We start from the raw sequence: 25,806 nt of genomic DNA, 5'->3' as shown, positions 1-25,806 counted from the left end.
CACCGCTCCGGCCGGTGGCCGGCCGGGTGAGCACTCAGGCGGCCTCGGCGGAGGCGTGCGGCGTCATGCGGGGGAACTGCGTGGCGATCTCTTCGCCGGTGAACTGTGCCACCCAGCCATCCTTGTTGGTGAACAGGCGGATGGCCACGAAGTAGGGCGATTCGCTCATGTCGAACCAGTGGCGGGTGCCGTCCGGTACGCCGATCAGGTCGCCCTGTTCGCACAGCACGTCGTAGACCTTGCCGTTCACATGCAGGGTGAACTGGCCGGCGCCCGCGACGAAGAAGCGCACTTCGTCCTCGCTGTGCGTGTGCTCGCTAAGGAACTTCTGGCGCAGCGCGGCGCGCTCCGGGTGATCGGGCTTCAGGCTGATCACGTCCACGGCCTGGTAGCCCTCTTCGGCCATCAGTCGGTCGATGTCGCCACGGTAGGCCGCAATCACCTCGTCCTGGCTGGCACCGGGGGCGATGGGCTGGCTGGCGTCCCACTGCTCGAAGCGCACGCCGATCTTCGACAGTTCGTGGGCGATATCCACGTGCTCGGTATGGACCGAGAGCGGGGACTGGGGCTGGGTGTCGTTGAAAATGCGCAGGCGGCTCATGCAGACAGTCTCCGGAGATCGAGTTCGCAACCAAGCAGAAATTCCAGCGCCTCCAGGTGGCGGCGCGTCTCGGCCATGTCGCGGCCCCAGGTGTAGATACCGTGGCCATTGATGAGGTACGCGTGCAGCGGGCGGCCGCTGTCCAGCCATGCATCGACCTGGGCCACCAGCTCGGGCATGTGCTGCGTGTTGGGGAACACCGGGATCGACAGTTCGGCGTCGTGGGTGGTTTCGCCGGCAATGGCCTTCTGCAGCTCCCAGCCCTCCAGCTTCACCACGCCGTCCTTCGCGAACAGGCGCGAGGCGACGCTCTGGGTGCGCGAGTGGGTGTGCAGCACCACGTTGATCTCGGGATAACGGCGGTAGATCTGCGTGTGCAGATCCGTTTCGGCGCTGGGGCGGGCGCTGGTGCCCACCGCCTTGCCATTCATGTCGATCAACATGATGTCGTCGCGGCCGAGCTTGCCCTTGTCACGCCCCGAAATGGTGATGGCGGCGTGATCGCCGTCGATACGCATCGAGAAGTTGCTGCTGGTGGCAGGCGTCCAGCCGGCGGCGGCGAGCTCGCGCGCGGCATCGGCGATGGCGTCGGAACGCTCGGCGAACAGCGCTGGCGAAATGGTGGCGGGAAGAGCCTGGCTCATGGTGTATGGACGTCCAAATGGTTTGACACTATACCACGCCCGTTTCAGGGCATAGGCCGAAAATGCGATCCATTCTCACCACTTACCGGCGGGGCTAGTAGGATCGGGAGATCGTTCGTCACGGGCGTGGCGAACATGAATGCTTCACGACGGAGGTTGGACCCATGTCGCACGAGAAAGATATCGAATCGCGTCGCCGGTTTCTCAAGGCTGCAGCCGGGACGGCTGTCGCTGCCGCGGTCATCGGTACCCTGCCGCGCGTGTCGCGCGCAGCCGACCTGCCGCACCTGGCCGATTCCGATCCGACTGCCAAGGCGCTGGGTTATGTCGAGGACGCCAGCAAGACCGCCGACGCGAAGCACAAGGCCGGCGACGATTGCGCCAATTGCCAGTTCTACTCCGGCGGCGCGACCGGCTATGGCCCGTGCCAGCTGTTCCCGGGCAAGGCCGTGAATGCCAAGGGCTGGTGCGTGTCGCACGCTCCGAAGAAAGCCTGATCGCTTCAGCCAAGCAAGCGAACCGAGGGCCGGCATGCATGCCGGCCCTTTTCTTTTCCACGACACGATCATCACGCACGCGAACACTCACGCCATCAGGCGGCGCCTATCGCGCTTTTCGCATGTGTCGAAGGAGAACTCGAACCGAAGAACTCGGTGAGAGAGAAGATGCTGCCCAGACGCGTCAGGCCGAGGAGCTGACCCGCCTGACGCGCCGGGCGGCAATCCGGGGCCCACTGCCAAGTGATCAACCCACGGAGCACAGATGATACTCCTGGCGGGGCATTTTGGGGCCCGTAGGCCCCAAGATTTTCTCGAAAAAGTCTCGTTAAAACGATAAAAAACAAAGACTTAGGAAATCATTAAAGACTGGGCCTCACGAATAATCGCCGAGGGGGGATCATTCGTTCCCCGGAGGTGATGTAGCCTCCGGGGAGGTTTTCGGCGACGTTGGCGTCAAATCGCCGCCGAATCCGCCTTATGCCGGGTTCGGGCGCTTGTGCAGCCGGCTGTGGCGTACGCCGTAGCCAAAGTAGATGGCCAGCCCGATGACCGTCCAGATGATCATCAGCAACCAGTTGAACCAGCTCATGAAGTAGAGCAGGGCCAGGCAGCTGATCACGCCGGCCGGGCAGATGAACCAGGCCCAGGGCACCCGGAAACCGCGATGCAGCTGCGGCGAGGTGTAGCGCAGGATGAGCACGCCGGCGCACACCGCCACGAAGGCGATCAGCGTGCCCATCGAGGTGAGGTCGGCCAGCAGGTCGAGCGGGAATACTGCCGCAAGCACGGCAATGCCAAGGCCGGTGATCACCGTGTTGATGTGCGGCGTGCGGTACTTGGGATGGATGCGGTTGAACACCTTCGGCAACAAGCCGTCGCGCGACATGATCATGAAGATGCGCGGCTGCGCGATGATCATCACCAGGATGACGGAGGACAGGCCAATCAGCGCACCGATCTCGACCACCCAGCGCAGCCATCCGAGCTGCGGGTGGTTCTTGATGGCCGTGACCACCGGTTCACTGGTGCCCAGCTCGGTGTAGGAGATCAGCCCTGTCAGCACCGCGGCCATGGCCAGGTAGAGCACGGTGCAGATCACCAGCGAAACCAGTGTGCCGAACGGCAGGTCGCGCTGTGGATTCTTGCATTCCTGTGCCGCGGTCGAGGTGGCCTCGAAGCCGATGTAGGCGAAGAACACCATGGCGGCGCCGCGCATGATGCCCGACCAGCCGTATTTGCCGTCGCCCTGGTTTGCTGGGATGAACGGGTGCCAGTTGGCGGGATCCACGTAGCGATAGCCGGCCACCACCACGATGATGATCAGGCCCACCTTGAGCGCCACCATCAGCACGTTGAGCCCGGACGACTCCTTGATGCCCACGTAGCACAACGCGGTCAGTGCCAGCACGATGGCCACCGCCGGCAGGTTCATCAGGTGACCGGTGGCCACCAGATGGCCGTCGGTGAAGGCGAGTGGTGCCTCCGTCAGCGCGATGGGCAGGTGGATGCCCACCTGGTCAAGCATGCTGGTGAAGTAGCCGGTCCAGCTTGCCGCCACGGCGGATGCCGAGATGCCGTATTCCAGCACCATGTTCCAGCCGATGAACCAGGCCACCAGCTCGCCCAGCGTCGCGTAAGCGTACGAATAGGAGCTGCCCGAGATCGGGATGAGCGTGGCGAACTCGGCGTAGCACAGCGCGGTGAAGCCGCTGCAGATCGCCGCCAGGATGAAGGAGATCAGTACCGCCGGGCCGGCGTGTTCCGCTGCGGCCTGGCCGGTTACCACGAAGATGCCGGTGCCGATGACCGCGCCGATGCCCAGCGCGGTGATGCCCCAGGGGCCAAGCGTGCGGCGCAGGGTAGGGCCGTGGGAGGCGTCGTCGGCGTCGGAGAAATCGGTTTTGCGGGCGAATAACTGTTTGAGCATGCGTCGACCTGGGTGCTGCGGGAGGCGCGGGTCAAAACGAGAGGGCCGGCGCTGGGCCGGCCCTTCGTGTCGGATCAGGAGTTTTGCTTGCGGAGCTTGCTATGGGAATACCCATAGATCACATAGATAAGCATACCGATTGCCGTCCAGCCCAGCATCAGGGGCCAGTTGGCACGGAACGACTGCCAGAACAGATACAGGCAGATCAGGGCGCCAAGCACGCAGACCAGCCAGACGCCCACGGTGCCGCCCGGCACGCGGAACGAACGGGGCAGCTCCGGACGGGTGTAGCGCAGGATGAGCACGCCGATGCAGACGGTGGTGAAGGCAAGCAGGGTGCCCATCGACACCAGTTCGCCCAGGATGCTCACCGGGAAAAGGCCAGCGATCACCAGCGCCGTGACGCCGGCGATGATCGTGGCCACGTGCGGCGTACGGTGCTTGCTGTGCACGCTGGACATGCCCTTGGGCAGCAGTCCGTCCCTCGCCATGCTGAAGAAGATGCGCGAGGTGCCCAGCAGCATCACCAGGATCACCGATGACAGGCCCGCCAGCGCGCCGAACGACACGATGGCCTTGAGCCAGGTCAGCTGGGGATAGAGGCTCAGGGCCGTGGCCACCGGCTCCGGCGTACCCAGCATGTGGTACGGCGCAATGCCGGTGAGGGTCAGTGCCATCGCGATGTAAAGCACGGTGCAGATAGCCAGCGAGCCGAGAATGCCGATCGGCATGTCGCGCTGCGGATTCTTCGCTTCACCTGCCGCGGTCGACACGGCGTCGAAGCCCACGTAGGAGAAGAACACCAGCACGGCAGCGCGGAAAATGCCGCTGGTGCCGAAGCGGCCCGGGCCTTCTTCCGGCGGAATGAACGGATGCCAGTTGGCCGGGTTGATGTAGCGGAACGCGAAGATCAGGAACAGCGCGATGACCAGCACCTTGATGGTCACGATCAGCGAGTTGACGAAGGTCGATTGCGTGATGCCCACGTAGCACAGCCAGGTCAGCGCACTGACGATGAGCACGGCCGGCAGGTTGAGGATGGCGCCGGTGGTGACGATGTGGTGCCCCTCGGTGAACTTGAGCGGCGCGCTGGAAAGATAGTCGGGCAGGGCCAGCGACATGCCTGTCCAGTGTCCCAGGATGGAAAGGCATTCGTTGAAATAGCCTGACCAGCCTGCCGCCACGGTGGCTACCGCGAACAGGTATTCAAGAACGAGGTTCCAGCCGATGAACCAGGCGACGATTTCGCCGAGCGTGGCGTACGAGTAGGCGTAGGCGCTGCCGGAGACCGGGATCATCGCGGCGAATTCGGCGTAGCACAGGCCGGCGAATGCGCAGGCAATGCCGGCGACAATGAAGCTGATGATCAGTGCCGGGCCGGCATGTTCCGCTGCGGCCTGGCCGGTGATGACGAAGATACCCGCGCCGATCACGGCACCGATGCCGAGCGTCACCAGGTGCTTTGCCGTCAGTACGCGCTTGAGGCTGGCTTCGCCTTGCAGGCCGTCGTGCGGCAATTCACCGGCATCGACGTGTGGCGACGCCTGGATCGGATGCGTCGCGAACAGGTTTTTCAGCATGTTTCTCCCCTACCACCGGATCTATCGTTTTTTATAGAGCGTGAGACCGTGACGTCAGCCATGGTCATTACGTCGCTTCCCCTGCGACGACAGGCCACCATAGCCCAGCGGGGTGCAGAGGCACAAGCTGCGTTGCGGATGCCTCGGCGGCCCGCGCGCATCGCGCACGATTGGCCGTGCGACGCGGTTTTCCGAGCGATCTGTGTTGCGCAGCAGCACCTTCAGAACACCATGTTTACGGCAACCTGTGGAGTCACGTAGGCCGCGCTCCTGTGCCCGCCAAGGCTGACCTGCGCACCGGCGATGAAGCCCAGGTTTCCGCTGACGTTGTATTCCACGGCGGGCGCGATGCTGTAGGTCCAGCTCACCGGTTTGCGTTGCGCGACCATCTCGTACGAGTCGGGCCAGCAGTCCGCTCCCTGCAGCGTGCCGCTGCGCTGGTGACTCCAGGCGAGATCGGCGGCCAGCGCCCAGTGTTGGTCGAGCCCGTACTCGATGGCGGCCGTGGCACCCATTGACGATCCTGGCTTGACCCAGCCCTGGAATACCTGGGAGGTGCCATGCGCACTCATGCCATCAAGGTTGACGCGTGCCGGCGCGGGGCTCCATGCCAGCTGCGCGCGGACGCGCAACGGATGTCCGTTATCGAGCCAGAACAACCGCTGTGCGAACAGGGCCAGACGATCGACCGACGCACCGCTGCCGGTGGCATTGAGTGGGTTGTTGTCGAGCCGATCGTATTTCCCTGAAGGAAAGACGTGCGCGTAGCTGGCTGAGACGGCAGTGCCGCTTCCGTCCGCTGCGGGAGCGAAAAACATGTACTGGAAGGTGAGCGTGGTATCCGCCAGATGGGCGCCATCGCTGTGGTATCTGCCCGACACGTTGTACGCGGCGCCACCGGTCAGTTGGATATTGAAGCGGGGCGCGATACCGAGCGTGACGGGTACCAGCAGCAGCCATTGATGGGTTCCGGGCCGGTCGGTGTGGCGGTCGCCCTGTGCGTCGTAGTTCGCGTGGGTCTCCGTGTACATCACATAGGGTTCGACGAGAACCATGCCGGCCGGGAGCGTTGACGCATTGGGTGTAATCAGGGGGCCGGTGAAGTTGGCTTCCTGCGTACTTGCCATGGCAGGGCAGGCAAGGAGCGATAGCAGGATGGTCGCGGACCGGCGCATCAGACGTGTCCCTATCAAGACGTGGTCGACCACAAGCTGTGGACGTGGTTGATGCTAGAGATCGCTTCCCGTACGCCGACAGCGGCGCAACCTGAAATAATGTGCAGGCCGACTCTGTGTCCGGCAGACCGATAATCGCCAAGGATCCTGTCATCCGTGACTGAACTGCTTCAGCAATTCCTCGCCTACGCCCGGCAATGGCCGAATGAAACCGATACGTCCTGTTTCGTGCAGCAGCTGGAAGCCGGCGTGCATGGATTTGTCCGCGAGAACCTCGAGGGACACTTCACCGGGTCGGCATGGCTGGTCAGCGCCGACGGAGAACGTGTGCTGCTGACGCATCACAAGAAGCTGGAGCGTTGGCTTCAGCTGGGTGGCCATGCCGATGGCGACATCGATCTTTCACGGGTGGCCCTGCGTGAGGCCGAAGAGGAGTCCGGCCTTGCCGGCTTGAGCGTCGAGCCGACGCCGTTCGATCTCGATCGCCACCGCATTCCTGCGCGCGGGCAGGAGCCGGAGCACTGGCACTACGACGTGCGTTACGTGGTGCGTGCAGGTGCCAGCGAATCGTTTGAAGTCAGCGAGGAATCACACGCGCTGGCGTGGCGCTCAATTCGCGAGATCGCCGCGGATCCGGCCGGTGACGAATCGCTGCGCCGCATGGCGGGGAAGTGGTTGCTGCGCGGCTGAGCAAAGCCCTTCGATGACCTGTGGGAGCGCACCCCGTGCGCGACTGGCGTTGCAGGCTATCGCATGACCCGTCGCGCACAGGGTGCGCTCCCACCGGCAATAGTCAGTATCAGGCGTACTTGGCGGGAGCCGGGTTCAGGTGCCCGCATTCCACGCAGGTGCGGGCATCGATCGAACGATAGAAGCGTTCGAACACGGGCGGAAAGTCGTGCTCGATGCTGTCGAGGGTGAAATACTCCTCGTACAGCTTGTGGTTGCAGCGCTCGCAGAACCACAGCAAGCCGTCCTTCTCGCCGGCCAGGCGGCGGCGCTCGATCACCAGGCCGATCGAGTCGGGCATGCGTTGCGGCGAGTGCGGCACGCAGGGCGGCAGATAGAACATCTGGCCAGCGCGGATGGGGATGTCGCGTGGCGTGCCTTCATCCTGCACCTTCAGCACCATCTCGCCTTCCAGCTGATAAAAGAACTCGGGGCCTTCGTCGTAGTGGAAGTCCGTGCGCGCGTTGGGGCCGCCCACAACCATTACGATGAAGTCGCCGTCCACGATGCACTTGTTGCCCACCGGCGGCTTCAGCAGATGCCGGTGTTCGTCGATCCAGCGCTCAAGGTCGATCGGCGGTGTCAGGGCCATGGGCATTCCGTCAGTGGGCCAGAAGAGTGGAGTGTAAGCACCCCCGTTCAGTCGATCCAGCGGCCGTCCCGAACCACGCTTTCGAGCCGGGACAGCACGTCGGGCTGTTGCAGGCCTTCGCGCGCCAGCCAGGTGGTGTCGTAGTAGCTGCCCTTGTAGCGCTCGCCACCATCGCAGATCAGGGTGACCACGGGGCCGCGTTCGCCCTGGCTGTTCATCTCGCTCATCAGTTGCAGCGCACCCACCAGGTTGGTGCCGGTGGAGCCGCCGCAGCATCGGCCAAGCAGGGTTTCCAGCAGGCGCAGCGCAGCGATGCTGGCGGCGTCGGGAATGCGCAGCATGCGATCGATGACGCCGGGAATGAACGAGGGTTCCACGCGCGGACGGCCTATGCCCTCGATGCGCGAGCCGCGCGAGAGCTGCAGGTTTGGGTCGCGACTGTAGTAGTAGTCGTAAAACACCGAATGTTCCGGATCGACCACGGCCAACTGCGTGCGGTCCGCCTGCGTGGCGCGATAGCGGATATAGCGACCGATGGTGGCGGAGGTGCCGCCGGTGCCGGCCGGCACCACGATCCAGCGTGGCGAAGGGTCGGGCTCCCGCTGCATCTGGCGGAAGATCGACTCGGCGATGTTGTTGTTGCCGCGCCAGTCGGTGGCGCGTTCGGCATAGGTGAACTGGTCCATGTAATGGCCGCCCAATTCGCTGGCCAGGCGCTGCGCCGCGCCGTAGACGTCCGTATCGTCGATGAAGTGGCAATGGCCACCGAAGAACTCGATCTGAGCGACCTTGTCCCGTGACGTACTTCGCGGCATCACGGCGAAGAACGGCAGGTTGAGGAGCCTGGCGAAATAGGCCTCGGAGATGGCGGTGCTGCCGCTGGAGGCTTCAATCACCGGGCGGCCTTCCTCCAGCCAGCCATTGCAGATGGCGTAGAGGAAAAGCGAGCGCGCCAGCCGGTGCTTGAGGCTGCCAGTGGGGTGGACGGATTCGTCCTTGAGATAGAGCGGGATGCCGGGGAAGGCGGGAAGATCCAGGCGGATCAGGTGCGTATCCGCCGAGCGATGGGCCTCGGCTTCAAGCGTTTGGACAGCGAGACGGGTCCAGGCGGCGTGCATCTGCGCAGTCTAGCGACGGCGCGTGAGCGTTGCGTTGATGTGGGTCAGTACTCCCTCGCCCCTAAGGGGGGAGGGAGTGACGCATCAGACTTCCAGCGTGGCCAGGTCGCCCTTTTCTTCCAGCCATGCCTTGCGGTCGCTGGCGCGCTTCTTGGCCAGCAGCATGTCCATCAGCTTGGTCGTGCCGTCGTCGGTATCCACGGTCAGCTGCACCAGGCGGCGCGTGTCCGGGTGGATGGTCGATTCGCGCAGCTGACCCGGGTTCATCTCGCCCAGGCCCTTGAAGCGGGTGGTGCTGACCTGGCCCTTCATCTTCTCGCGCTGGATGCGCTCGAGCATCGCGTTCTTCTCGTTTTCGTCCAGGCAGTAGAACACCTGCTTGCCCACGTCCACGCGGAACAGCGGCGGCATGGCGACGAACACGTGGCCCTCGCGCACGAGTGCCGGGAAGTGGCGCAGGAACAGCGCGCTCAACAGGGTGGCGATGTGCAGGCCATCCGAATCGGCGTCGGCGAGGATGATCACCTTGCCGTAGCGCAGGCCGGAGAGATCTTCCTTGCCCGGATCGCAGCCGATGGCGACGGCAAGGTTGTGCACTTCTTCGGAGGCGAGCACGGAGCCCGATTCCACTTCCCAGGTGTTGAGGATCTTGCCGCGCAGCGGCAGGATCGCCTGGAACTCCTTGTCGCGCGCCTGCTTGGCGCTGCCGCCGGCCGAGTCGCCTTCCACCAGGAAGAGTTCGGTGCGGGAAAGGTCGGTGGCGGTGCAGTCGGCCAGCTTGCCGGGCAGGGCGGGGCCCTGGGTGATCTTCTTGCGGACGACCTGCTTGGCGGCCTTCAGGCGCGCGCTGGCGCGCTCGATGGCGAGCTGCGCGATGCGTTCGCCGAGGTCCACGTGCTGGTTGAGCCACAGGCTGAAGGCGTCGTGGATGACGCCTTCGACCATGCCGGCGGCGTTGCGCGAGGACAGGCGCTCCTTGGTCTGGCCGGCGAACTGCGGATCCTGCAGTTTGGCCGACAGCACGAAGGCCAGGCGCTCCCACACGTCTTCCGGCGCCAGCTTCACGCCGCGCGGCAGCAGGTTGCGGATGTCGCAGAACTCGCGGATGGCATTGGTGAGGCCCGAGCGCAGGCCGTTCACGTGGGTGCCGCCCTGCGCGGTAGGAATCAGGTTGACGTAGCTTTCCTGCACCAGCTCGCCTTCCGGCAGCCAGGCGAGCGCCACGTCCAGGCCGTCCGCTTCGCGCTGCACGTGGTGCACGAACAGTTCGGCGGGAATCGCTTCGGCGCTGGAGAGTTCGTCGCGCAGGTAATCGCGCAGGCCGTCTTCGTAGTACCACTCGTTGACGTCGCCGGTGGCTTCATCCACCAGCTTCACGTTGAGGCCGGCGCACAGCACGGCCTTGGCGCGCAGCAGGTGGCGCAGCTTGCCCAGCGAGATCTTCGGTGAATCGAAATACTTCGGGTCGGCCCAGAAGCGCACGGTGGTGCCGGTCTTCTTCTTCGGCACCGAGCCGATGATCTCGAGTTCGCTGGCGCGGTCGCCATTCTCGAAGGCCATGCGGTATTCATTGCCGTCGCGGCGGATGGTGACTTCCACGCGATTGGACAGCGCGTTCACCACCGACACGCCCACGCCGTGCAGGCCGCCGGAGAAGTTGTAGTTCTTGCCCGAGAACTTGCCGCCCGCGTGCAGGCGCGTGAGGATCAGCTCGACGCCCGGCACGCCTTCTTCCGGATGGATGTCCACCGGCATGCCGCGGCCGTCGTCGGAGACCTCGACGGAGCCATCGGTGTGCACGATCACTTCGATGGACTTGGCGTGGCCGGCGAGGGCCTCGTCCACCGAGTTGTCGATCACTTCCTGCGCCAGATGGTTCGGGCGGGAGGTGTCCGTGTACATGCCGGGGCGGCGCTTGACCGGGTCAAGACCGGAGAGGACTTCAATGTCGGCGGCGTTGTAGCGACTGCTCATGCGAGGGCGTTCAGGCTGGTCAAGGCGGGGAGGATGGGTTGAGCGGGCGGGGAGGTCAAGCGTTTCCGGAAGTCCTTGTAGGAGCGCACTTGTGCGCGACCGGCGCCGGGGTGTCCTCGGGTCGCGCACAAGTGCGCTCCTACATTAATAAGGTCTCAGAGCGGGGCGCAGTGCCGCTCCAGCCAGGCCAGGTCCGCGTCTTCCAGCAGGGGCGACAGGGCGGCGCGCACGGTGGCGTGGTAGTCGTCCAGCCAGGCCCGTTCCTCGGGGTTGAGCAGGCCGGGCTCCAGGGCGCGTCGGTCGAACGGGCACAGGGTCAGGGTTTCGAAGGCGTAGAACTCGCCGAACTCGGTCTTGTCGGCTTCGATCACCACGGCCAGGTTCTCGTGGCGTATGCCATGGCGGCCGGGCTTGTACAGGCCTGGCTCGATCGAGGTGATCATTCCCGGGTCCAGCGGCACCAGGGTGGCGCCCGAGGCGGGAGGCCGGATGCCGTGCGGGCCTTCGTGCACATTGAGGAAGTAACCCACGCCATGGCCGGTGCCGTGACCGAAGTCCATGCCGCTGGCCCACAGCGGGGCGCGTGCCAGCGCATCGAGCTGCGGACCGCTGGCGCCCTTGGGGAACCGGGCGCGACTCAGCGCGATCATGCCCTTGAGCACCAGGGTGGCATCCCGGCGCTGTTCGGCGGTGGTTTCGCCCAGTGCCAGCACGCGGGTGATGTCGGTGGTGCCGCCCAGGTACTGGCCGCCGGAATCCACCAGCAGCAGGCCCTGGGCCTTGAGCGTGCTGTGGGCTTCGGGTGTGGCGCGGTAGTGCGGCAATGCGCCGTTGGCCTGGTAGCCGGCGATGGTCGAGAAACTCTCGCCCACGAAGTTCGGCTGCGCCGAGCGCTCCTCCAGCAGCAGGGCGTCCACGTCCAGCTCGGTCTGCGTCATGCCTGCGGTGACGCGATCCTCCAGTCGACGGAAGGCGCGGGCGAGGGCGGCGCCGTCGCGACGCATCGCATCGCGGATATGTTCCAGCTCGGCTTCGGTCTTGCGCGCCTTGAGCAGGGTGGAAGGGTTGGCGGCTTCGACCAGCGTGGCCTTGGCCGGGATGGCGGCCGCCACGGCCACCACCACGCGGTTGCCATCCAGTAGCAGGCGATCGCGCTCACCCAGCTCGGAAAGCGCATCGGTCACCGTGGCGTACTCGGCAATGCGCACCTGGTCCGCGCCCAGCGCGCTGACTAGCGCATCGGTGAGCTTGCCGCGATCCACGAACAGCGTGGCGTGGCCCTCGGCCTGCACCAGCAGGTGGGCGAGAAACACCGGGTTGCACTCCACATCGCTGCCGCGCAGGTTGGTCAGCCAGGCGATGTCGTCAAGGCTGGACACTAGATGGTGCGTGGCGCCTTGCTTGCGCATGGCGGTGCGCACGCGGCCCAGTTTGTCGCCGCGCGGCTGGGTGGCGTAACGCAAGGGGTGTTCGACCACGGGCGCCGCGGGCAGGGCGGGGCGATCTGGCCAGATCAGGGCAGGAAGATCCAGGTGGGTGCGCAGGCGCGCGCCGATGCGTTCAAGGCGCTTCTCCAGCTGCCGCGCCGCGGTCAGCGAAAAGCTGTCACCGGCCACGGCCAACGTCTGGCCTTCACCAAGGTGCTCCAGCAGCCAGTCGATGTGTTCCGGCGCGTGCGCCACGCGCTGCTTCATCAGGTCGATGCCGCTGCCCGCCAGCTCGTTGGCCGCCTGGGCGAAATAGCGGCCATCGGTCCACAGGCCTGCGTGATCGGCGGTGACCACCAGCGTGCCGGCCGAACCGGTGAAGCCCGACAGCCATTGCCGGGCCTGCCAGTGTGCCGGCAGGTACTCGGACAGATGCGGGTCGGCCGAGGGGACGAGGCAGGCAGCGACGTCATGCTGCAGCATGGCATGACGCAGGGCGGTCAGTTTCGCGGGCGTGGTGGGTTCCATCGGCGCATGGTAGCAGGGGCAGTGGAAGCCGAAATTTCTGCGGTTTTCTACCAAAGTCGACCGTCGAATGCGGGTGCACGCACTTGCTTTTTTTAGTCAAGTGGCCGCGGACTCATGCGCAAAATGTTGCATGTGCGGCATTGTGTCTCAAACAAGTACCAACACGAACCTAACATGGCTACCATGCCGCGTCCCCACGCTGCACCCCAGGTAGTCAGTGAACATGCAAGCCCTCTTTTCGCGCCTGCGCTACGCAGGCGTCGGCGTCGCTGTGTTGCTCAGCGGCTGCAATCTGGAAGTCCTTACGCCCAAGGGCGATATCGGCTCCCATGAAAAGTCCCTCATCCTGATTGCGCTGGGCCTGATGGCCGTGGTGGCGATCCCGGTGATCGCGATGACGCTGTGGTTCCCCTGGCGTTATCGCAAGAGCAACAAGAACGCCACCTACGCGCCGAACTGGTCGCACTCGACCAAGATCGAGCTGGTGGTGTGGACCATCCCGGCCATCATCGTCGCCATCCTGGCGGTGATCACCTGGACGAGCTCGCACGCGCTCGATCCGTACAAGCCGCTGGAATCGGACGCCAAGCCGGTGACGGTGCAGGTGGTGTCGATGGACTGGAAGTGGCTGTTCGTCTACCCGGAATACGGCGTGGCCTCGGTCAACGAGCTGGCCTTCCCGACCAATCGCCCGGTGAACTTCCAGATCACCTCCGATTCGGTGATGAATGCCTTCTTCATCCCGCAGCTGGGCAGCCAGATCTACGCCATGGCCGGCATGGAAACCAAGCTGCACCTGATCGCGCGGGAGCCGGGCAACTACGCCGGCCTTTCGACCAACTTCAGCGGCGAAGGCTTCTCGGACATGCACTTCCAGGCCATTGCGACCTCGGAAGACGGCTTCAAGGACTGGATCGCCAAGGCCAAGGCCTCGCAGGCGACGCTGGATGCCGAGGGCTACAAGACGCTGGCCACGCCGAGCGAAAAGACGCCGGTTTCCTACTACGGCAACGTGACGCCGGGCTTGTTCGGCAGCGTGGTCAACAAGCACATGGGCGAGATGTCGCATGACGCCGCCATGCACGGCGAGATGCAGATGCAGCACGACGCGCCGCAGGAAAGCATGCAGATGGACATGCACCACCACGAGGGCGGGGATGCCATGTCCTCGAACACCTCCCCGACCCAGGCAGAGAAGTAAGCCATGTTTGGAAAGCTCACCCTTGACGCGGTCCCGTATCACGAACCGATCGTGATGGGCACGCTCGCTGCCGTGATTCTCGGCGGCATCGCGATGCTCGCCATCGTCACCAAGTACCGTCTGTGGGGATACCTGTGGAAGGAGTGGTTCACCTCGGTGGATCACAAGAAGATCGGCATCATGTACGTCATCGTGGCGCTGGTCATGCTGCTGCGTGGCTTCTCCGACGCGATCATGATGCGCGCGCAGCAGGCCATGGCAGCATCCGATGCCGCCGGCTACCTGCCGCCGCACCACTTCGATCAGGTGTTCACCGCCCACGGCGTGATCATGATCTTCTTCGTGGCGATGCCGTTCATCACGGGTCTCATGAACCTGGTGGTGCCGCTGCAGATCGGCGCGCGCGACGTGGCCTATCCGTTCCTGAACTCGCTCAGCTTCTGGCTGTTCATGTCGGGCGTGGTGCTGGTGATGGTCTCGCTGTTTGTCGGCGACTTCGCCGCGACCGGCTGGCTGGCGTATCCGCCGCTGTCGGGCATCAAATACAGCCCGACGGTGGGTGTCGACTACTACATCTGGTCGCTGCAGTTGTCCGGTCTCGGCACCACGCTGAGCGGTATCAACTTCATCGTGACCATCATGAAGATGCGCACGCCGGGCATGAAGCTGATGCAGATGCCGGTGTTCACCTGGACCGCGCTGGTCACCAACATCCTGATCGTGGCCGCGTTCCCGATCCTGACGGTGACGCTGGCGCTGCTCACGGCCGACCGCTACCTGGACATGCACTTCTTCACGAACGAGCTTGGCGGCAACGCCATGATGTACGTGAACATGATCTGGATCTGGGGTCACCCGGAGGTCTACATCCTGATCCTGCCGTGCTTCGGTGCGTATTCGGAAATCGTCGCCACGTTCTCCAAGAAGCCGCTGTTCGGCTACAAGTCGATGGTGTACGCCACCTCGTGCATCGGCGTGCTGTCGTTCGTGGTGTGGTTGCACCACTTCTTCACCATGGGCTCGGGCGCCAGCGTCAACGCCTTCTTCGGCATCACCACGATGATCATCTCGGTGCCCACCGGCGCCAAGCTGTTCAACTGGCTGTTCACCATGTATCGCGGCCGCGTGGAATACAACGTGCCGATGCTGTGGACGGTGGGCTTCATGGTCACCTTCGTGATCGGTGGCGTCACCGGCGTGCTGATGGCCGTGCCGGGTGCGGACTTCGTCCTGCACAACAGCGTGTTCCTGATCGCGCATTTCCATAACGTGATCATCGGTGGCGTGGTGTTCGGCGTGTTCGCGGCGATCAACTACTGGTTCCCGAAGGCCTTCGGCTTCCGCCTCAACGAGTTCTGGGGCAAGGCATCGTTCTGGTGCTGGCTGGTCGGTTTCTGGATGGCCTTCGCGCCGCTGTACGTGCTCGGCCTGAAGGGCATGACGCGTCGCATGAACCACTACGCCAACCCGGATTGGCAGCCGTTCCTGATCGTCGCCGCGCTTGGCGCCGCGGTCATTGCGGTCGGCATCTTCTGCACCCTCGTGCAGTTCTATGTCTCCATCCGCGACCGCAAGAAGCTCACCGATCCCAGCGGCGACCCGTGGGGTGGCCGCACCCTGGAATGGGCCACCAGCTCGCCGGCGCCGTTCTACAACTTCGCATCGCTGCCCCAGGTCCACGCGCTGGACCAGTTCTGGGAAGACAAACAAAACGGAGTCGCTTACGTGCAACCTGCCAAGTACGAAGACATCCATATGCCCCGCAACACCGGCGTCGGTGTGGTCATGGGCGCGTTCGGTACCGTCCTGGGTTTTGCCCTGGTGTGGCACATCTGGTGGTTGGCGGCTGCCGGCCTGCTGGGCATGATCGGCGCCTTCATCTACCGCGCCTATGACCGTAACGTGGACTACTGGGTCCCGGCGGCCGAGGTCGAGCGCATCGAGCGTTCGCGCCACGCCGAGCTCAAGCAGTTCCAGACCACGCAGGTGGCGCCGGCAGCGGCACCGCAGCGTCAGAAGGTGGCGTAACCCATGAGCAGTCCTGCAGTAAGCGTCGCCCACGGCGCGCACGACGACGTCACCCACGGCGGCGAGCATCACCACGACGATGGATCCAAGACCCTGCTGGGGTTCTGGATCTATCTGATGAGCGACTGCCTGATCTTCTCGGGCCTGTTCGCCACGTTTGCCGTGCTGGCCAACAGCACGGCGGGCGGCCCCACCGGCAAGGAATTGTTCGAGCTGCCGTATGTGCTCGGCGAGACCATGCTGCTGCTGTTCTCGTCGGTCACCTTCGGCATGGCCATGCTCAAAATGCATGCCGGCCAGAAGGGCGGCGTGGTGGCATGGCTGGCGGTCACGTTCCTGTTCGGTGCCGGCTTCATCGGCATGGAAGTGTACGAATTCGCCAAGCTCGTCCATGAGGGCGCGGGCCCGAGCACCAGCGCGTTCCTGTCCAGCTACTTCACGCTGGTCGGCACGCACGGCCTGCACGTTACCTGCGGCCTGATCTGGCTGGTGGTGATGATGGATCAGATCCGCCGCTTCGGCCTGAACGCTGACACCCAGCGTCGTCTGTCGTGCCTGAGCCTGTTCTGGCACTTCCTGGACATCGTCTGGATCTGCGTCTTCACCTTTGTCTACCTGCGGGGGGCCATCTGATGTCCGGCAACCACCATTCGCACGACGCCCACCACGGCGCCGACCATGCCGACCACGGCAGCACCAAGTCCTACCTGACCGGATTCATCCTGTCGGTGGTGCTGACCCTGGCCTCGTTCGGCGTGGTGATGAGCGGCAAGGTCCCGCACGACCTGATGATGCCCGGCATCGTCGTGTTCGGCGTGGCCCAGCTGATCGTCCAGCTGAAGTACTTCCTGCACATGGGCATGTCGCCGTCCCAGCGCGGCAACTTCGCGATCATGCTGTTCACCCTGTTGATCCTGGCCATCGTGGTGGTCGGCTCGCTGTGGGTGTTGCACAACATGAACGTGAACATGATGCATCCGACGTCCCAGATGATGCCGGTGGAGTAAGCCGGCTCGTTCGTTGGAAGACAAAGGCGCCTTCGGGCGCCTTTGTCGTTTCTGGGGTGGGCGCTCGGGTGGTCTGCGTTCGAACGTCCGAAAATTGGTTTCTTGCGCGCGAGTGAGCGAGAACCTACAGCAGGGAAAGCGGGGCGACGATAGATGCTGCGCGCGGTCGTGCCATACGATCCACCGGTCACTTTATTCATCCCTGTGCATCCGCGGCCTGCGGGTTTCTTCTGACTCGGCGCGCAGGGGTTCCATCGATACGGCGTGCATCGGAAAAGGGCGAGCGGGAGCGAGAGGTCATTGAACGACGCGGCAGCACGGCCCGGGGTGAGCCTGCCCCTTGGTCGCATCCGACGATGGGGCGTGGCGCTGAAACACCTGTATGCGGTCGGCAAGCCACCGATGGTGGTCTACCTCATCACCTTGCTCGTGATCGTCGTGGCGCCGGACAAGCACACGCACAATGGGTGGTCGCTGGCGGCCATGTTGCTGGGGCTGGGGCTCATGACGTTGATGTATCCGCTCATGCTTCGCGCATTGAGTGGCTGGCTTGAGCGGGCCAGCAGCCAGGGTGGCTACGTGTCCCTTTGGATGGCTTACCTGTTCACTTCGTTGCTGTTCCAGCAGCCACTGTGGCTGATCTGCCAGAAGTTCGCACTGATTGGCAGCGCAAGCGCGTTGGACAACGCGTATTTCACGCTGATCACCTTCCTGACCATCGGCTACGGCGACCTTGTGCCGCATGACAGCGATGGTCGCGTCTTCTCCATGACGGTCGGCCTGCTGGGGGCTGCGCACAACATCTGCTTTGTCTCTTACCTGTTGGCTGCGGGGCGCGCCACGAATGGTGCGAAGGCCTGATGGCAAGGCGGGCGAACCGCGCCCCACGAAGAAGTCTGTTCCTGGATATAAAACATGCGAACGAAAATCTTGGCCCTTGTTCTTCGTGCAGAGCACGCGCTCCTGGCGCTCCTCTGTGCATCTGTTGCGGGGTGTTCGCTTCCGCCGTCCATACCCGTCATGGGGGCCTATTTCCCGGGGTGGCTGTTCTGCATGACCGGCGGACTTGTGTTGACCCTTCTGGTCAGGGCGATGCTGGTCCATGCGGGCAAGCCGCGGGTACTCGGCCCGCCGGTCATCCTGTATTCGGCCTTGTATGCCCTTTTCTCGCTGCTGTTTTGGCTGATCTTTTTCTGATGCAGGTTTGACGGAGACGTATCTATGACTGAGTCGCCACAAAAGAAGCCGACGGCAAAGTGGCCGGCGCTCGTCTTCGTGGGCCTGGCCCTGGCCATGGGCAGCTATGTGGCGTGGCGGCTGGATTCGGCGCCACGTACCGATGATGCGTACGCGCAGGCCGACGTGATCGACGTGGTACCCGATGTCAGCGGACGGATCGTCGAGATGCTTGTCAGGGACAATCAGCGGGTGGCGAAGGGCGACGTGCTGTTTCGTATCGATCCTCGGCCGTTCCAGGATGAGCTCAGCAGGGCCAGGGCTTCGCTGGTGGCGCTGGACAAGCAGATCGAGCTGACCTCGCGCAGCGTGAAGGCGCAGCAGTACGGCGCGGATTCGGCCCATGCGGCGGTTGGGCGCGCACAAGCGGCGGCGGCGCAGGCAACCGAAAGGCTGCGGCGCACGGCGCCGTTGCTTGATCCGGGTTATGTATCGGCCGAGGACGTGGACCGGGCGCGCACCACGCAGCGCGCCGCCGAAGCGGATCTGGTGTCCGCACGATTGCAGGCCCAGCAGGCCGCGGTCGCCGTATCCGGTGTGGATGCCCTCGTGGCGCAGCGTGACGTCATCAGCGCGGAAATTGCACTGGCTCAGCTTCGTCTGGACATGACCACGGTGCGTGCCCCGTTCAATGGGCGCGTGGTGTCGCTGAAGACCACCGTCGGCCAGTTTGCATCACCCATGAAGCCCTTGTTCACCCTGATCGATACCGGACAGTGGTACGTCGTGGCCAACTTCCGTGAAACCGAGCTGCAGGACATCCGGGTTGGCGCCCTGGCAACGGTGTACCTGATGGGTGACACGAGCAAACGGTTCAACGGTACGGTGGACTCCATTGGTTACGGTGTGCTGCCGGGTGACGGCGGCCTGGTCCTGGAAGGGCTGCCGCGGGTGCAGCGCACGATCAACTGGGTGCGCGTGGCGCAGCGTTTTCCCGTCAAGATCCGGATCGACGATGCTGACCCTGAGTTGTTTCGCGTGGGTGCTTCGGCAGTTGCCACGTTGAGGCGCCTTCCTTCGGGTGATGTACCCCGGAACGGCAGCGGGAAGTAAGCCATGAAGGGGCGCGATGTTGTTCCCGATGGCGTATGGGCGTTCTGGAACTTGCTTCGGACGGAGCTGGCCGACCGACCGGGAAGAATGAACTGGGCGCTACGCCTGCTGGGCACCAGTCTGGTGGTGGTGCTGATCTCGATGACCTTCGAGGTGCCGCTGATCGTTCTTTCGGTGGCTGTCGTGGTTTTCTACGGCCTGCAGCCGAACGCCGTGGTGACGCGCATCGCCGCCGTGGTGTTGGCCGTCGGTCCAGTGCTCGAAGTGATCACCGTCTTGCTGGTGCTCAGGTTCACCTACGACTACCCGTTCGTGCGCATGGTTGTTTCAAGCCTGATCTTCCTCGCATGCATGTACCTGATGCGTGTCCACAAGGCCGGGCTCATCTTCTTCGCTATCGGCACGGTGCTGGTTTACGGACAGACAACCATGGATACGCTGGATTTTCCGGAGCTGGCGGTACGGGCCATGCTCTGGTCCGGCGTGGCCTGTCTTTATCCCATCGCGGTGTTGTGGCTGTTCAATCTGTTCCTGTTTCCGCTTGAGGAACCATCGCTGCAGTTGAATCGGGAGCTCCGGCGGCAACTGACAGGAGTGATGGATCGCTTGCGCGACGTGGAAGAAGGACGGCAGGCGGATGAGTTGCCGTCCGTGGATGCCTGTGACGAGGGCGCCATGGTGCTACGCAAGCTGCATGGGCTTGTTGTCTCGCAGGACAAGGTCTATCGCGCCACCCAGGCTTACTGGTCGAACTGCTTGGATGCCGTGGCTTATCTCGTTGCCCTATCCACGGATGCGCCGCGAAGCGTTTCCGTTCATGGCCACGAAGAAAAGGCATTGTTGCGCACGCTGCGTGCACAGGTGGGGGATCTGCTGGAAGCGATGGTCCGGCGAGAGCCTTATCAACCCGCATGGTCGATGTCCTCGGCGGACCAGGCGGTGGCCCATCGGATGGGGCTGGACCGGTTCTGCCGGACCCTGGTGGCGCTGGCCCACGTCCGCGCCACACCGGACACGGCTGGCGCCGCAGAAAAGGTCAGTGCGTTCGTGCCGGATGCGATGACCAACCCCGTGTATATCCAATTTTGCCTTGAAGACGCTGCTGGCGAGCCTGATCTGCTACGTGTTCTATCACGCTGTGCAGTGGGACGGCATACACACCAGCATGATCACGTGCGCACTGGTGGCGAATCCGAATGTCGGCGCGTCATCGGAGAAAATCGTGCTGCGCATAGGCGGCGCGGTGCTGGGTGGGCTCCTCGCCTTTCTGCTCAGTCTCTTTGTGATGCCACACATCGACACCATCGTCGGTCTGTTGATCACGATCACGCCGGTATTCTTCGTTGCCGGGTGGATTGCTGCCGGCCCGGAGCGTACGTCCTACGTTGGCGTGCAGATGGTGGCTACCTTTTGCCTTGGCTTTCTGGGGCACTTCGGTCCATCGACCGACCTGGTGGAAATTCGCGATCGCATGATCGGCATCCTCCTTGGCGCAGTCGTTGCCGGTCTCGTATATACACTGATCTGGCCGGAGAGCGAGACAGGAACGCTCAAGCGCAAGCTCGCCGAAATGATCGACCGGGTTGGCCAGCTACCAAGCCGGCCGAGCCAGCGCGGCAACGCGGCCTGGCTGGGTTATCTGCAGCAGCGGATGACCTGCATTGCCGCCATGGATGCCTGCCGGGCCATGCGTCGGCGTGTGTCGATGGAAGGTCAACTCGACGACGGCATGAGGCGGAGCCTGCTCGCGCGCAGCGAGCTTGCCATGGTGCGCAGTCGGAGCGTGGTGGACGATTGGGACGCGCTGGTTGGCCATGGCGCAGAAGACTCGACGCCTTGGCCGTCCGAGGACGTGTTGTGCGCATGGCAGGAGGAGGCCGGCAACTGGCTGCGTCAGTACGCCAAGGGGCTTGCGGGCTCTGTCGAGAGTGGTGCCAACGCGTTTCCGCAGCAACCGCTGGGCGTGCCGGAGGGCTCATCGGCCTGGTTAACACGGGCCCGGCGGCTGGCGGATGAGATCAATGGCTTGCCCGAATGGCCCGGCGCTCCGGGCGCGCGGCCCTGAGCCGGCTGCAGCCCAACAGGTGTGATGTGATGACCATCGAAAAATCCACTTTCTGTCTGACGGCGTTGTTCTCCGTGCTCGTGGCCGTGGCGGGTTGCGCGCGCGTGCGCAGCGACAACCTGCCGCCCGCCGGGTCGCCGGGTATCGCGCGCATCCAATTGGCCAGCGACATCCATCTGGCCGGCGATGGCTGGCCCGATGCGCGATGGTGGACGCGCTACAACGACCCGCAACTCAATGCGCTGGTCGACCGGGCACTGGCGGGTTCGCCGACCATGGCCGCGGCCCGGCTGCGCATTGCCCAGGCCAGATCACAGACAGAGCTGCTCAATGCCGGTGCCAACCTGCAGGTGTCGGCTTTTGCCATGCTGGACCGCCAACGGGCCTCGGCAAACGGCTTCCTTGGCCCTTACGGCACGAGTGCACCGGCGTTGGGCATGACCGGGCCCTGGTATACCGAAGGTACGGTCGGGCTGTTTGGCAGCCTGAGCCCGGATATCTGGGGTACTCGGCGCTCCGCCGTCCGGGCCGCGATCGGGGCCGAAAACGCGCGCGTGGCCGAGCTGGCCGACGTGGAGCTGGGTTTGTCCACCAGCGTGGCTCAGCTTTATTGCGCCCTTCAGGCCAGCTACCAGTTGCTTGATCTGCTGCAGCAGGCGCGGGACGTTCTGGCGTATGCCGTGCAGGCGCATCAGGGCAAGGCGGCACGTGGACTGGAAGCGAAAGTGCCGCTTCAAGGTGCGCGTGGCCAGCTGCTGGCCGTGGATCGCCAGATCGCTTCCACCCGCGGGCAGATCAGGGAAACGAGGGAAAACCTGCGCGCCTTGCTGGGCGCCGGCCCTGACGATTTCCCCGATATCACCGCCGTGGCCATACCCGGCGCCTCGGTCGGCTTGCCCGGCGAGCTCTCCTATGAATTGTTGGCCCGCCGGCCCGACCTGCAAGCCATGCACTGGTACGTGCAGGCGTCGATGGATCAGGTGGCGGCCGCGCGAGCGGCGTTCTACCCGAGTTTCGACATCAAGATGCTTTACGCGCTGGACGCCATCCACCTGGACAATCTGTTCAAGCACGCGAGCCAGCAGATCAACCTTATCCCGGGGCTCTATCTACCGGTTTTCGACGGCGGTCGCCTCAATGCCAACCTGCACAACGCGCAAACGACCAGCCAACTGTTGATCGAGCAGTACAACCAGGCGGTACTCGATGCCGTGCGCGATGTGGCCGTCAGTGCCAGCCGCCTGCAGGCGCTGGAGGACGAGCGCAAGCTGCAGCTGGACAAGGTCGAGGCGGCGCGGTTCGCGCAGCATTCGGTCGACGCCATGCACGACCGCGGACTGGGCAGTCGTGTTGCCGCGATGGAGGCTCGCTTGCCGGTCATCAGCGAGCAGACGGCCTTGTTGTTCATCGATGGACAGCGGCTCAACCAGCAGATTGCCCTGACCAGGGCGCTTGGGGGTGGGTATCGGGCGGAAGCGCCTGTGCAGGCGGATGTGGGCGGTGGTGCTGCGGAGGCGGGATCTCGCAGCCCCTGATCGGCCATGTGAGCGCGGGGAATCCGGCGTATTGGGTGACACCGGTGGCATGCCGATATCCGATGTGGTTCCGCCAAGGGCGCCGTGGGGCGCCCTCGTGGTTTCTGAGGTGGATTGGCGTTGCGGCGGCCTGCCGACCTTGTCCTCACTCCTCACGCCCGACATTCCGGCCAGCGCCGTCATGTCGGTGAGGGTGGGCGGGGCGCGAGACGGTGCGAGGAACGGGGCGGAATGGATGGGCCGCAAGGCCTGGCCGGGCCCTCAACTTGAACGCTCCAGTCATTTACCCCGCCGCAAACCCTCGCGGCCAGACCATTCTTCCTCTAAAATACAAATTTCCAGCACGGCTGCATCCCATGACCCCCCTGATTTTCGTCACCGGCGGTGTGGTGTCCTCTCTCGGTAAGGGCATCGCCGCGGCGTCGCTGGCTTCCATTCTGGAAGCGCGTGGCCTTTCGGTCACCATGATGAAGCTCGACCCGTACATCAACGTGGATCCGGGCACCATGAGTCCCTTCCAGCACGGCGAGGTCTACGTGACCGACGACGGCGCTGAGACCGACCTGGACCTGGGCCACTACGAGCGCTTCGTCAACACCCGTCTCACGGGCAAGAACTCCATTACCACGGGCAAGATCTATGAGTCGGTGATCCGCAAGGAGCGCCGCGGCGACTACCTGGGCGCCACCGTGCAGGTCATCCCGCACATCACCGACGAGATCAAGCACTGCATTCACGAGGCGACGCGCGGCTACGACGTGGCCATGGTCGAGATCGGCGGCACAGTGGGCGACATCGAGTCGCTGCCGTTCCTGGAAGCCATTCGCCAGTTGCGCATCGAGCACGGCCCGGAGAAGGTGATGTTCATGCACCTGACCCTGGTGCCGTACATCAAGGCCGCCGGCGAGATCAAAACCAAGCCGACCCAGCACTCCGTGAAGGAGTTGCGCTCCATCGGTATCCAGCCGGACGTGCTGCTGTGCCGCTGCGAGCAGCCGCTGCCGGATGGCGAGCGCCGCAAGATCGCCCTGTTCACCAACGTTCCCGAGAACGCCGTGATCAGCGCCGCGGACGTGGACATCATCTACAAGCAGCCGTTGTGGCTGCACAAGCAGGGCCTGGACGAGATCGTGGTCAAGCGCCTCGGTCTGCAGGCCGGTCCGGCGGATCTTTCCTCGTGGCAGCGCACGGTCGATGCCGTGGAACACCCGAAGGACGAGGTCAACGTGGCCATCGTCGGCAAGTACGTCGAGCACAAGGACGCCTACAAGTCCCTGGGCGAGGCGCTGCGCCATGGCGGCATCAAGCAGCTCACCCGGGTCAATCTCAACTGGGTTGATTCGGAGCAGGTCGAGGCCGAAGGTGCCGCCAAGGTGCTGGGCAATGCCGACGCCATCCTGGTGCCGGGCGGCTTCGGCAAGCGCGGCTTCGAGGGCAAGGTGCTGGCCGCCAGGTACGCTCGCGAGAAGGGCGTGCCGTACTTCGGCATCTGCTACGGCATGCACGCCGCGGTGGTGGACTTCGCCCGCAACGTGGCCGGTCTCACCGACGCCGATTCCAGCGAGAACGACCGCAACAGTCCGGATCCGGTGATCGCCCTGATCACCGAGTGGACCACGGCCGCTGGTGAAGTCGAAACCCGCAGCGAGCGCTCGGATCTGGGCGGCACCATGCGCCTGGGCGCGCAGGAATGCCGCCTCAAGGCCGGCACGCTGGCCCGCGAGCTGTACGGCCAGGACGTGGTGCGCGAGCGTCATCGCCACCGCTACGAATTCAACAACCGTTACCGCCAGACGTTCGAAGACCTCGGCCTGGTGATCTCCGGCAAGTCGATGGACGACCTGCTGGTCGAGATCGTCGAGCTGCCGCAGCAGAAGCACCCGTGGTTCCTCGGCTGCCAGGCGCATCCGGAATTCACTTCCACCCCGCGCGATGGCCACCCGCTGTTCATCGGCTTCGTGCAGGCTGCCCGCGAGTTCAAGGCGGTGCGCGAGGGTGAGCGTCTTGCGAAGGAGTCCGTTGCATGAAGTTGTGTGGATTTGAGGTCGGCCTGAACCAGCCGCTGTTCCTGATCGCCGGCCCCTGCGTGGTCGAGTCCGAGCAGCTGCAGATGGATACGGCCGGCAAGCTCAAGGAAATCACCGGCAAGCTCGGCATCAACTTCATCTTCAAGTCCAGCTTCGACAAGGCCAACCGTTCGTCGGGCACCAGTTTCCGTGGTCCTGGCATGGAAGCTGGCCTGAAGATCCTGGCCGAGGTGAAGCGCCAGCTCGGCGTGCCCGTGCTCACCGACGTGCATGAATACACGCCGATGAACGAAGTGGCCGCCGTGGTCGACGTGCTGCAGACGCCGGCCTTCCTGTGCCGCCAGACCGACTTCATCCAGAACGTGGCGCGCGCCGGCAAGCCGGTGAACATCAAGAAGGGCCAGTTCCTCGCGCCGTGGGACATGAAGAACGTGGTGGAGAAGGCCAAGGCCGTCGGCAATGACGACATCCTGGTTTGCGAGCGCGGCGCCAGCTTCGGCTACAACAACCTCGTCTCGGACATGCGCTCGCTCAGCGTGATGCGCGACACCGGTTGCCCGGTGGTGTTCGACGCCACCCACTCGGTGCAGCTGCCGGGCGGGCAGGGCACCAGCTCCGGCGGCCAGCGCGAATTCGTGCCGGTGCTTGCGCGCGCGGCGGTGGCCGTGGGCGTGGCCGGCCTGTTCGCCGAAACGCATCCCGATCCCTCCAAGGCACTCAGCGACGGCCCCAACGCCTGGCCGCTGGACAAGATGGAGGCGCTGCTGGAAACCCTGCTCGAACTCGACCAGGTCACCAAGCGACACTCGTTCCTCGAACACACGCTCTGATTCGACCTTGGGGGAGGCGAATGAAGCGC

General features: G+C 64.2%; 22 protein-coding genes. 13 read left to right on the top strand and 9 right to left on the bottom strand.

What is annotated here, in order from left to right; all coding sequences use genetic code 11:
* Positions 1–34: 34 nt before the first annotated feature.
* Positions 35–601, bottom strand: a complete 567-nt coding sequence (locus tag H8F01_RS01130) for a 1,2-dihydroxy-3-keto-5-methylthiopentene dioxygenase (RefSeq protein WP_187057270.1) — start codon at positions 599–601, stop codon at positions 35–37.
* Positions 598–1,245, bottom strand: a complete 648-nt coding sequence (locus H8F01_RS01125; protein ID WP_187057269.1) for a methylthioribulose 1-phosphate dehydratase — start codon at positions 1,243–1,245, stop codon at positions 598–600. The genes H8F01_RS01130 and H8F01_RS01125 overlap by 4 nt, the downstream gene beginning before the upstream one ends.
* 164 nt (positions 1,246–1,409) lie before the next feature.
* Between H8F01_RS01125 and H8F01_RS01120 the strand changes: the two genes are divergently transcribed.
* Positions 1,410–1,742 carry a high-potential iron-sulfur protein gene (locus tag H8F01_RS01120; protein ID WP_187057268.1) on the top strand — a complete coding sequence of 111 codons (333 nt, stop codon included), beginning with the start codon at positions 1,410–1,412 and terminating at the stop codon, positions 1,740–1,742.
* A gap of 478 nt (positions 1,743–2,220) precedes the next feature.
* Here the strand turns inward: H8F01_RS01120 and H8F01_RS01115 are convergent, their stop codons facing one another.
* From H8F01_RS01115 to H8F01_RS01105, 3 genes are all read right to left on the bottom strand, one after another.
* Entirely contained in the window at positions 2,221–3,672 is a 1,452-nt protein-coding gene (locus tag H8F01_RS01115; protein WP_187057267.1) for an amino acid permease, read from the bottom strand.
* Positions 3,673–3,746: 74 nt separating this feature from the next.
* Entirely contained in the window at positions 3,747–5,252 is a 1,506-nt protein-coding gene (locus H8F01_RS01110; RefSeq protein WP_187057266.1) for an amino acid permease, read from the bottom strand.
* 221 nt (positions 5,253–5,473) lie between these two features.
* Positions 5,474–6,427: a hypothetical protein gene (locus H8F01_RS01105; RefSeq protein ID WP_187057265.1), complete on the bottom strand. Its 954-nt coding sequence runs from the start codon at positions 6,425–6,427 to the stop codon at positions 5,474–5,476.
* A 156-nt stretch (positions 6,428–6,583) separates the two neighbouring features.
* Between H8F01_RS01105 and H8F01_RS01100 the strand changes: the two genes are divergently transcribed.
* Entirely contained in the window at positions 6,584–7,117 is a 534-nt protein-coding gene (locus tag H8F01_RS01100; protein ID WP_425490055.1) for an NUDIX hydrolase, read from the top strand.
* Between the two features lie 109 nt (positions 7,118–7,226).
* Here the strand turns inward: H8F01_RS01100 and H8F01_RS01095 are convergent, their stop codons facing one another.
* The 4 genes from H8F01_RS01095 to H8F01_RS01080 form a co-directional block, all read right to left on the bottom strand.
* Positions 7,227–7,748 carry a 3-hydroxyanthranilate 3,4-dioxygenase gene (locus H8F01_RS01095; protein WP_187057264.1) on the bottom strand — a complete coding sequence of 174 codons (522 nt, stop codon included), beginning with the start codon at positions 7,746–7,748 and terminating at the stop codon, positions 7,227–7,229.
* Between the two features lie 47 nt (positions 7,749–7,795).
* On the bottom strand, positions 7,796–8,866 hold the full coding sequence (locus H8F01_RS01090) for a PLP-dependent cysteine synthase family protein (protein ID WP_187057263.1): 1,071 nt from the start codon (positions 8,864–8,866) through the stop codon (positions 7,796–7,798).
* Positions 8,867–8,950: 84 nt separating this feature from the next.
* On the bottom strand, positions 8,951–10,840 hold the full coding sequence (gene parE / locus H8F01_RS01085; protein WP_187057262.1) for a DNA topoisomerase IV subunit B: 1,890 nt from the start codon (positions 10,838–10,840) through the stop codon (positions 8,951–8,953).
* Positions 10,841–10,995: 155 nt separating this feature from the next.
* Complete coding sequence (locus tag H8F01_RS01080; protein WP_187057261.1) at positions 10,996–12,795, bottom strand: aminopeptidase P family protein; 1,800 nt, start codon at positions 12,793–12,795, stop codon at positions 10,996–10,998.
* A 223-nt stretch (positions 12,796–13,018) separates the two neighbouring features.
* Here H8F01_RS01080 and cyoA point away from each other — a divergent pair, with 223 nt between their 5' ends.
* The 11 genes from cyoA to kdsA all read left to right on the top strand — a co-directional run bounded on the left by cyoA (position 13,019) and on the right by kdsA (position 25,777).
* Positions 13,019–13,996 (top strand): ubiquinol oxidase subunit II, encoded by a 978-nt coding sequence (gene cyoA / locus H8F01_RS01075; RefSeq protein ID WP_187057260.1) that lies wholly within the window; start codon positions 13,019–13,021, stop codon positions 13,994–13,996.
* A 3-nt stretch (positions 13,997–13,999) separates the two neighbouring features.
* On the top strand, positions 14,000–16,024 hold the full coding sequence (gene cyoB, locus H8F01_RS01070; RefSeq protein ID WP_187057259.1) for a cytochrome o ubiquinol oxidase subunit I: 2,025 nt from the start codon (positions 14,000–14,002) through the stop codon (positions 16,022–16,024).
* Positions 16,025–16,027: 3 nt separating this feature from the next.
* Positions 16,028–16,657 (top strand): cytochrome o ubiquinol oxidase subunit III, encoded by a 630-nt coding sequence (gene cyoC, locus H8F01_RS01065; RefSeq protein WP_187057258.1) that lies wholly within the window; start codon positions 16,028–16,030, stop codon positions 16,655–16,657.
* Positions 16,657–17,031, top strand: a complete 375-nt coding sequence (gene cyoD, locus H8F01_RS01060) for a cytochrome o ubiquinol oxidase subunit IV (RefSeq protein WP_187057257.1) — start codon at positions 16,657–16,659, stop codon at positions 17,029–17,031. Before cyoC ends, cyoD begins: the two co-directional genes overlap by 1 nt.
* Positions 17,032–17,394: 363 nt before the next feature.
* Positions 17,395–17,892, top strand: coding sequence for a potassium channel family protein (locus H8F01_RS01055; protein WP_187057256.1), 498 nt, complete (start codon positions 17,395–17,397; stop codon positions 17,890–17,892).
* A 54-nt stretch (positions 17,893–17,946) separates the two neighbouring features.
* Positions 17,947–18,228, top strand: a complete 282-nt coding sequence (locus tag H8F01_RS01050; RefSeq protein ID WP_187057255.1) for a YtcA family lipoprotein — start codon at positions 17,947–17,949, stop codon at positions 18,226–18,228.
* Between the two features lie 24 nt (positions 18,229–18,252).
* On the top strand, positions 18,253–19,320 hold the full coding sequence (mdtN, locus tag H8F01_RS01045) for a multidrug transporter subunit MdtN (RefSeq protein ID WP_187057254.1): 1,068 nt from the start codon (positions 18,253–18,255) through the stop codon (positions 19,318–19,320).
* A 1,090-nt stretch (positions 19,321–20,410) separates the two neighbouring features.
* A complete protein-coding gene (locus tag H8F01_RS01040; protein WP_187057253.1) occupies positions 20,411–21,385 on the top strand; it encodes an FUSC family protein in 975 nt (324 codons plus the stop codon).
* Between the two features lie 29 nt (positions 21,386–21,414).
* Positions 21,415–22,920, top strand: coding sequence for an MdtP family multidrug efflux transporter outer membrane subunit (locus H8F01_RS01035; RefSeq protein ID WP_187057252.1), 1,506 nt, complete (start codon positions 21,415–21,417; stop codon positions 22,918–22,920).
* Positions 22,921–23,276: 356 nt separating this feature from the next.
* Entirely contained in the window at positions 23,277–24,947 is a 1,671-nt protein-coding gene (gene pyrG, locus H8F01_RS01030; protein WP_187057251.1) for a CTP synthase, read from the top strand.
* Positions 24,944–25,777 carry a 3-deoxy-8-phosphooctulonate synthase gene (kdsA, locus tag H8F01_RS01025; protein ID WP_187057250.1) on the top strand — a complete coding sequence of 278 codons (834 nt, stop codon included), beginning with the start codon at positions 24,944–24,946 and terminating at the stop codon, positions 25,775–25,777. Before pyrG ends, kdsA begins: the two co-directional genes overlap by 4 nt.
* Positions 25,778–25,806: the final 29 nt, after the last annotated feature.

The sequence above is a fragment of the Dyella telluris genome, from assembly GCF_014297575.1.
Taxonomy (GTDB): Bacteria; Pseudomonadota; Gammaproteobacteria; order Xanthomonadales; family Rhodanobacteraceae; genus Dyella; species Dyella telluris.
This window is presented reverse-complemented; position numbering and strand designations above follow the sequence as displayed.

Excerpts from the sequence above, each read along its gene's own strand:
- cyoA (WP_187057260.1), top strand. The coding sequence starts at position 13,019 with ATGCAAGCCCTCTTTTCGCGCCTGCGCTACGCAGGCGTCGGCGTCGCT.
- H8F01_RS01090 (WP_187057263.1), bottom strand. The coding sequence starts at position 8,866 with ATGCACGCCGCCTGGACCCGTCTCGCTGTCCAAACGCTTGAAGCCGAG.
- cyoD (WP_187057257.1), top strand. The coding sequence starts at position 16,657 with ATGTCCGGCAACCACCATTCGCACGACGCCCACCACGGCGCCGACCAT.
- H8F01_RS01095 (WP_187057264.1), bottom strand. The coding sequence starts at position 7,748 with ATGGCCCTGACACCGCCGATCGACCTTGAGCGCTGGATCGACGAACAC.
- mdtN (WP_187057254.1), top strand. The coding sequence starts at position 18,253 with ATGACTGAGTCGCCACAAAAGAAGCCGACGGCAAAGTGGCCGGCGCTC.
- H8F01_RS01110 (WP_187057266.1), bottom strand. The coding sequence starts at position 5,252 with ATGCTGAAAAACCTGTTCGCGACGCATCCGATCCAGGCGTCGCCACAC.
- H8F01_RS01080 (WP_187057261.1), bottom strand. The coding sequence starts at position 12,795 with ATGGAACCCACCACGCCCGCGAAACTGACCGCCCTGCGTCATGCCATG.
- H8F01_RS01130 (WP_187057270.1), bottom strand. The coding sequence starts at position 601 with ATGAGCCGCCTGCGCATTTTCAACGACACCCAGCCCCAGTCCCCGCTC.
- cyoC (WP_187057258.1), top strand. The coding sequence starts at position 16,028 with ATGAGCAGTCCTGCAGTAAGCGTCGCCCACGGCGCGCACGACGACGTC.
- pyrG (WP_187057251.1), top strand. The coding sequence starts at position 23,277 with ATGACCCCCCTGATTTTCGTCACCGGCGGTGTGGTGTCCTCTCTCGGT.
- H8F01_RS01115 (WP_187057267.1), bottom strand. The coding sequence starts at position 3,672 with ATGCTCAAACAGTTATTCGCCCGCAAAACCGATTTCTCCGACGCCGAC.
- cyoB (WP_187057259.1), top strand. The coding sequence starts at position 14,000 with ATGTTTGGAAAGCTCACCCTTGACGCGGTCCCGTATCACGAACCGATC.
- H8F01_RS01120 (WP_187057268.1), top strand. The coding sequence starts at position 1,410 with ATGTCGCACGAGAAAGATATCGAATCGCGTCGCCGGTTTCTCAAGGCT.
- kdsA (WP_187057250.1), top strand. The coding sequence starts at position 24,944 with ATGAAGTTGTGTGGATTTGAGGTCGGCCTGAACCAGCCGCTGTTCCTG.
- H8F01_RS01125 (WP_187057269.1), bottom strand. The coding sequence starts at position 1,245 with ATGAGCCAGGCTCTTCCCGCCACCATTTCGCCAGCGCTGTTCGCCGAG.
- H8F01_RS01105 (WP_187057265.1), bottom strand. The coding sequence starts at position 6,427 with ATGCGCCGGTCCGCGACCATCCTGCTATCGCTCCTTGCCTGCCCTGCC.
- H8F01_RS01035 (WP_187057252.1), top strand. The coding sequence starts at position 21,415 with ATGACCATCGAAAAATCCACTTTCTGTCTGACGGCGTTGTTCTCCGTG.
- H8F01_RS01050 (WP_187057255.1), top strand. The coding sequence starts at position 17,947 with ATGCGAACGAAAATCTTGGCCCTTGTTCTTCGTGCAGAGCACGCGCTC.
- parE (WP_187057262.1), bottom strand. The coding sequence starts at position 10,840 with ATGAGCAGTCGCTACAACGCCGCCGACATTGAAGTCCTCTCCGGTCTT.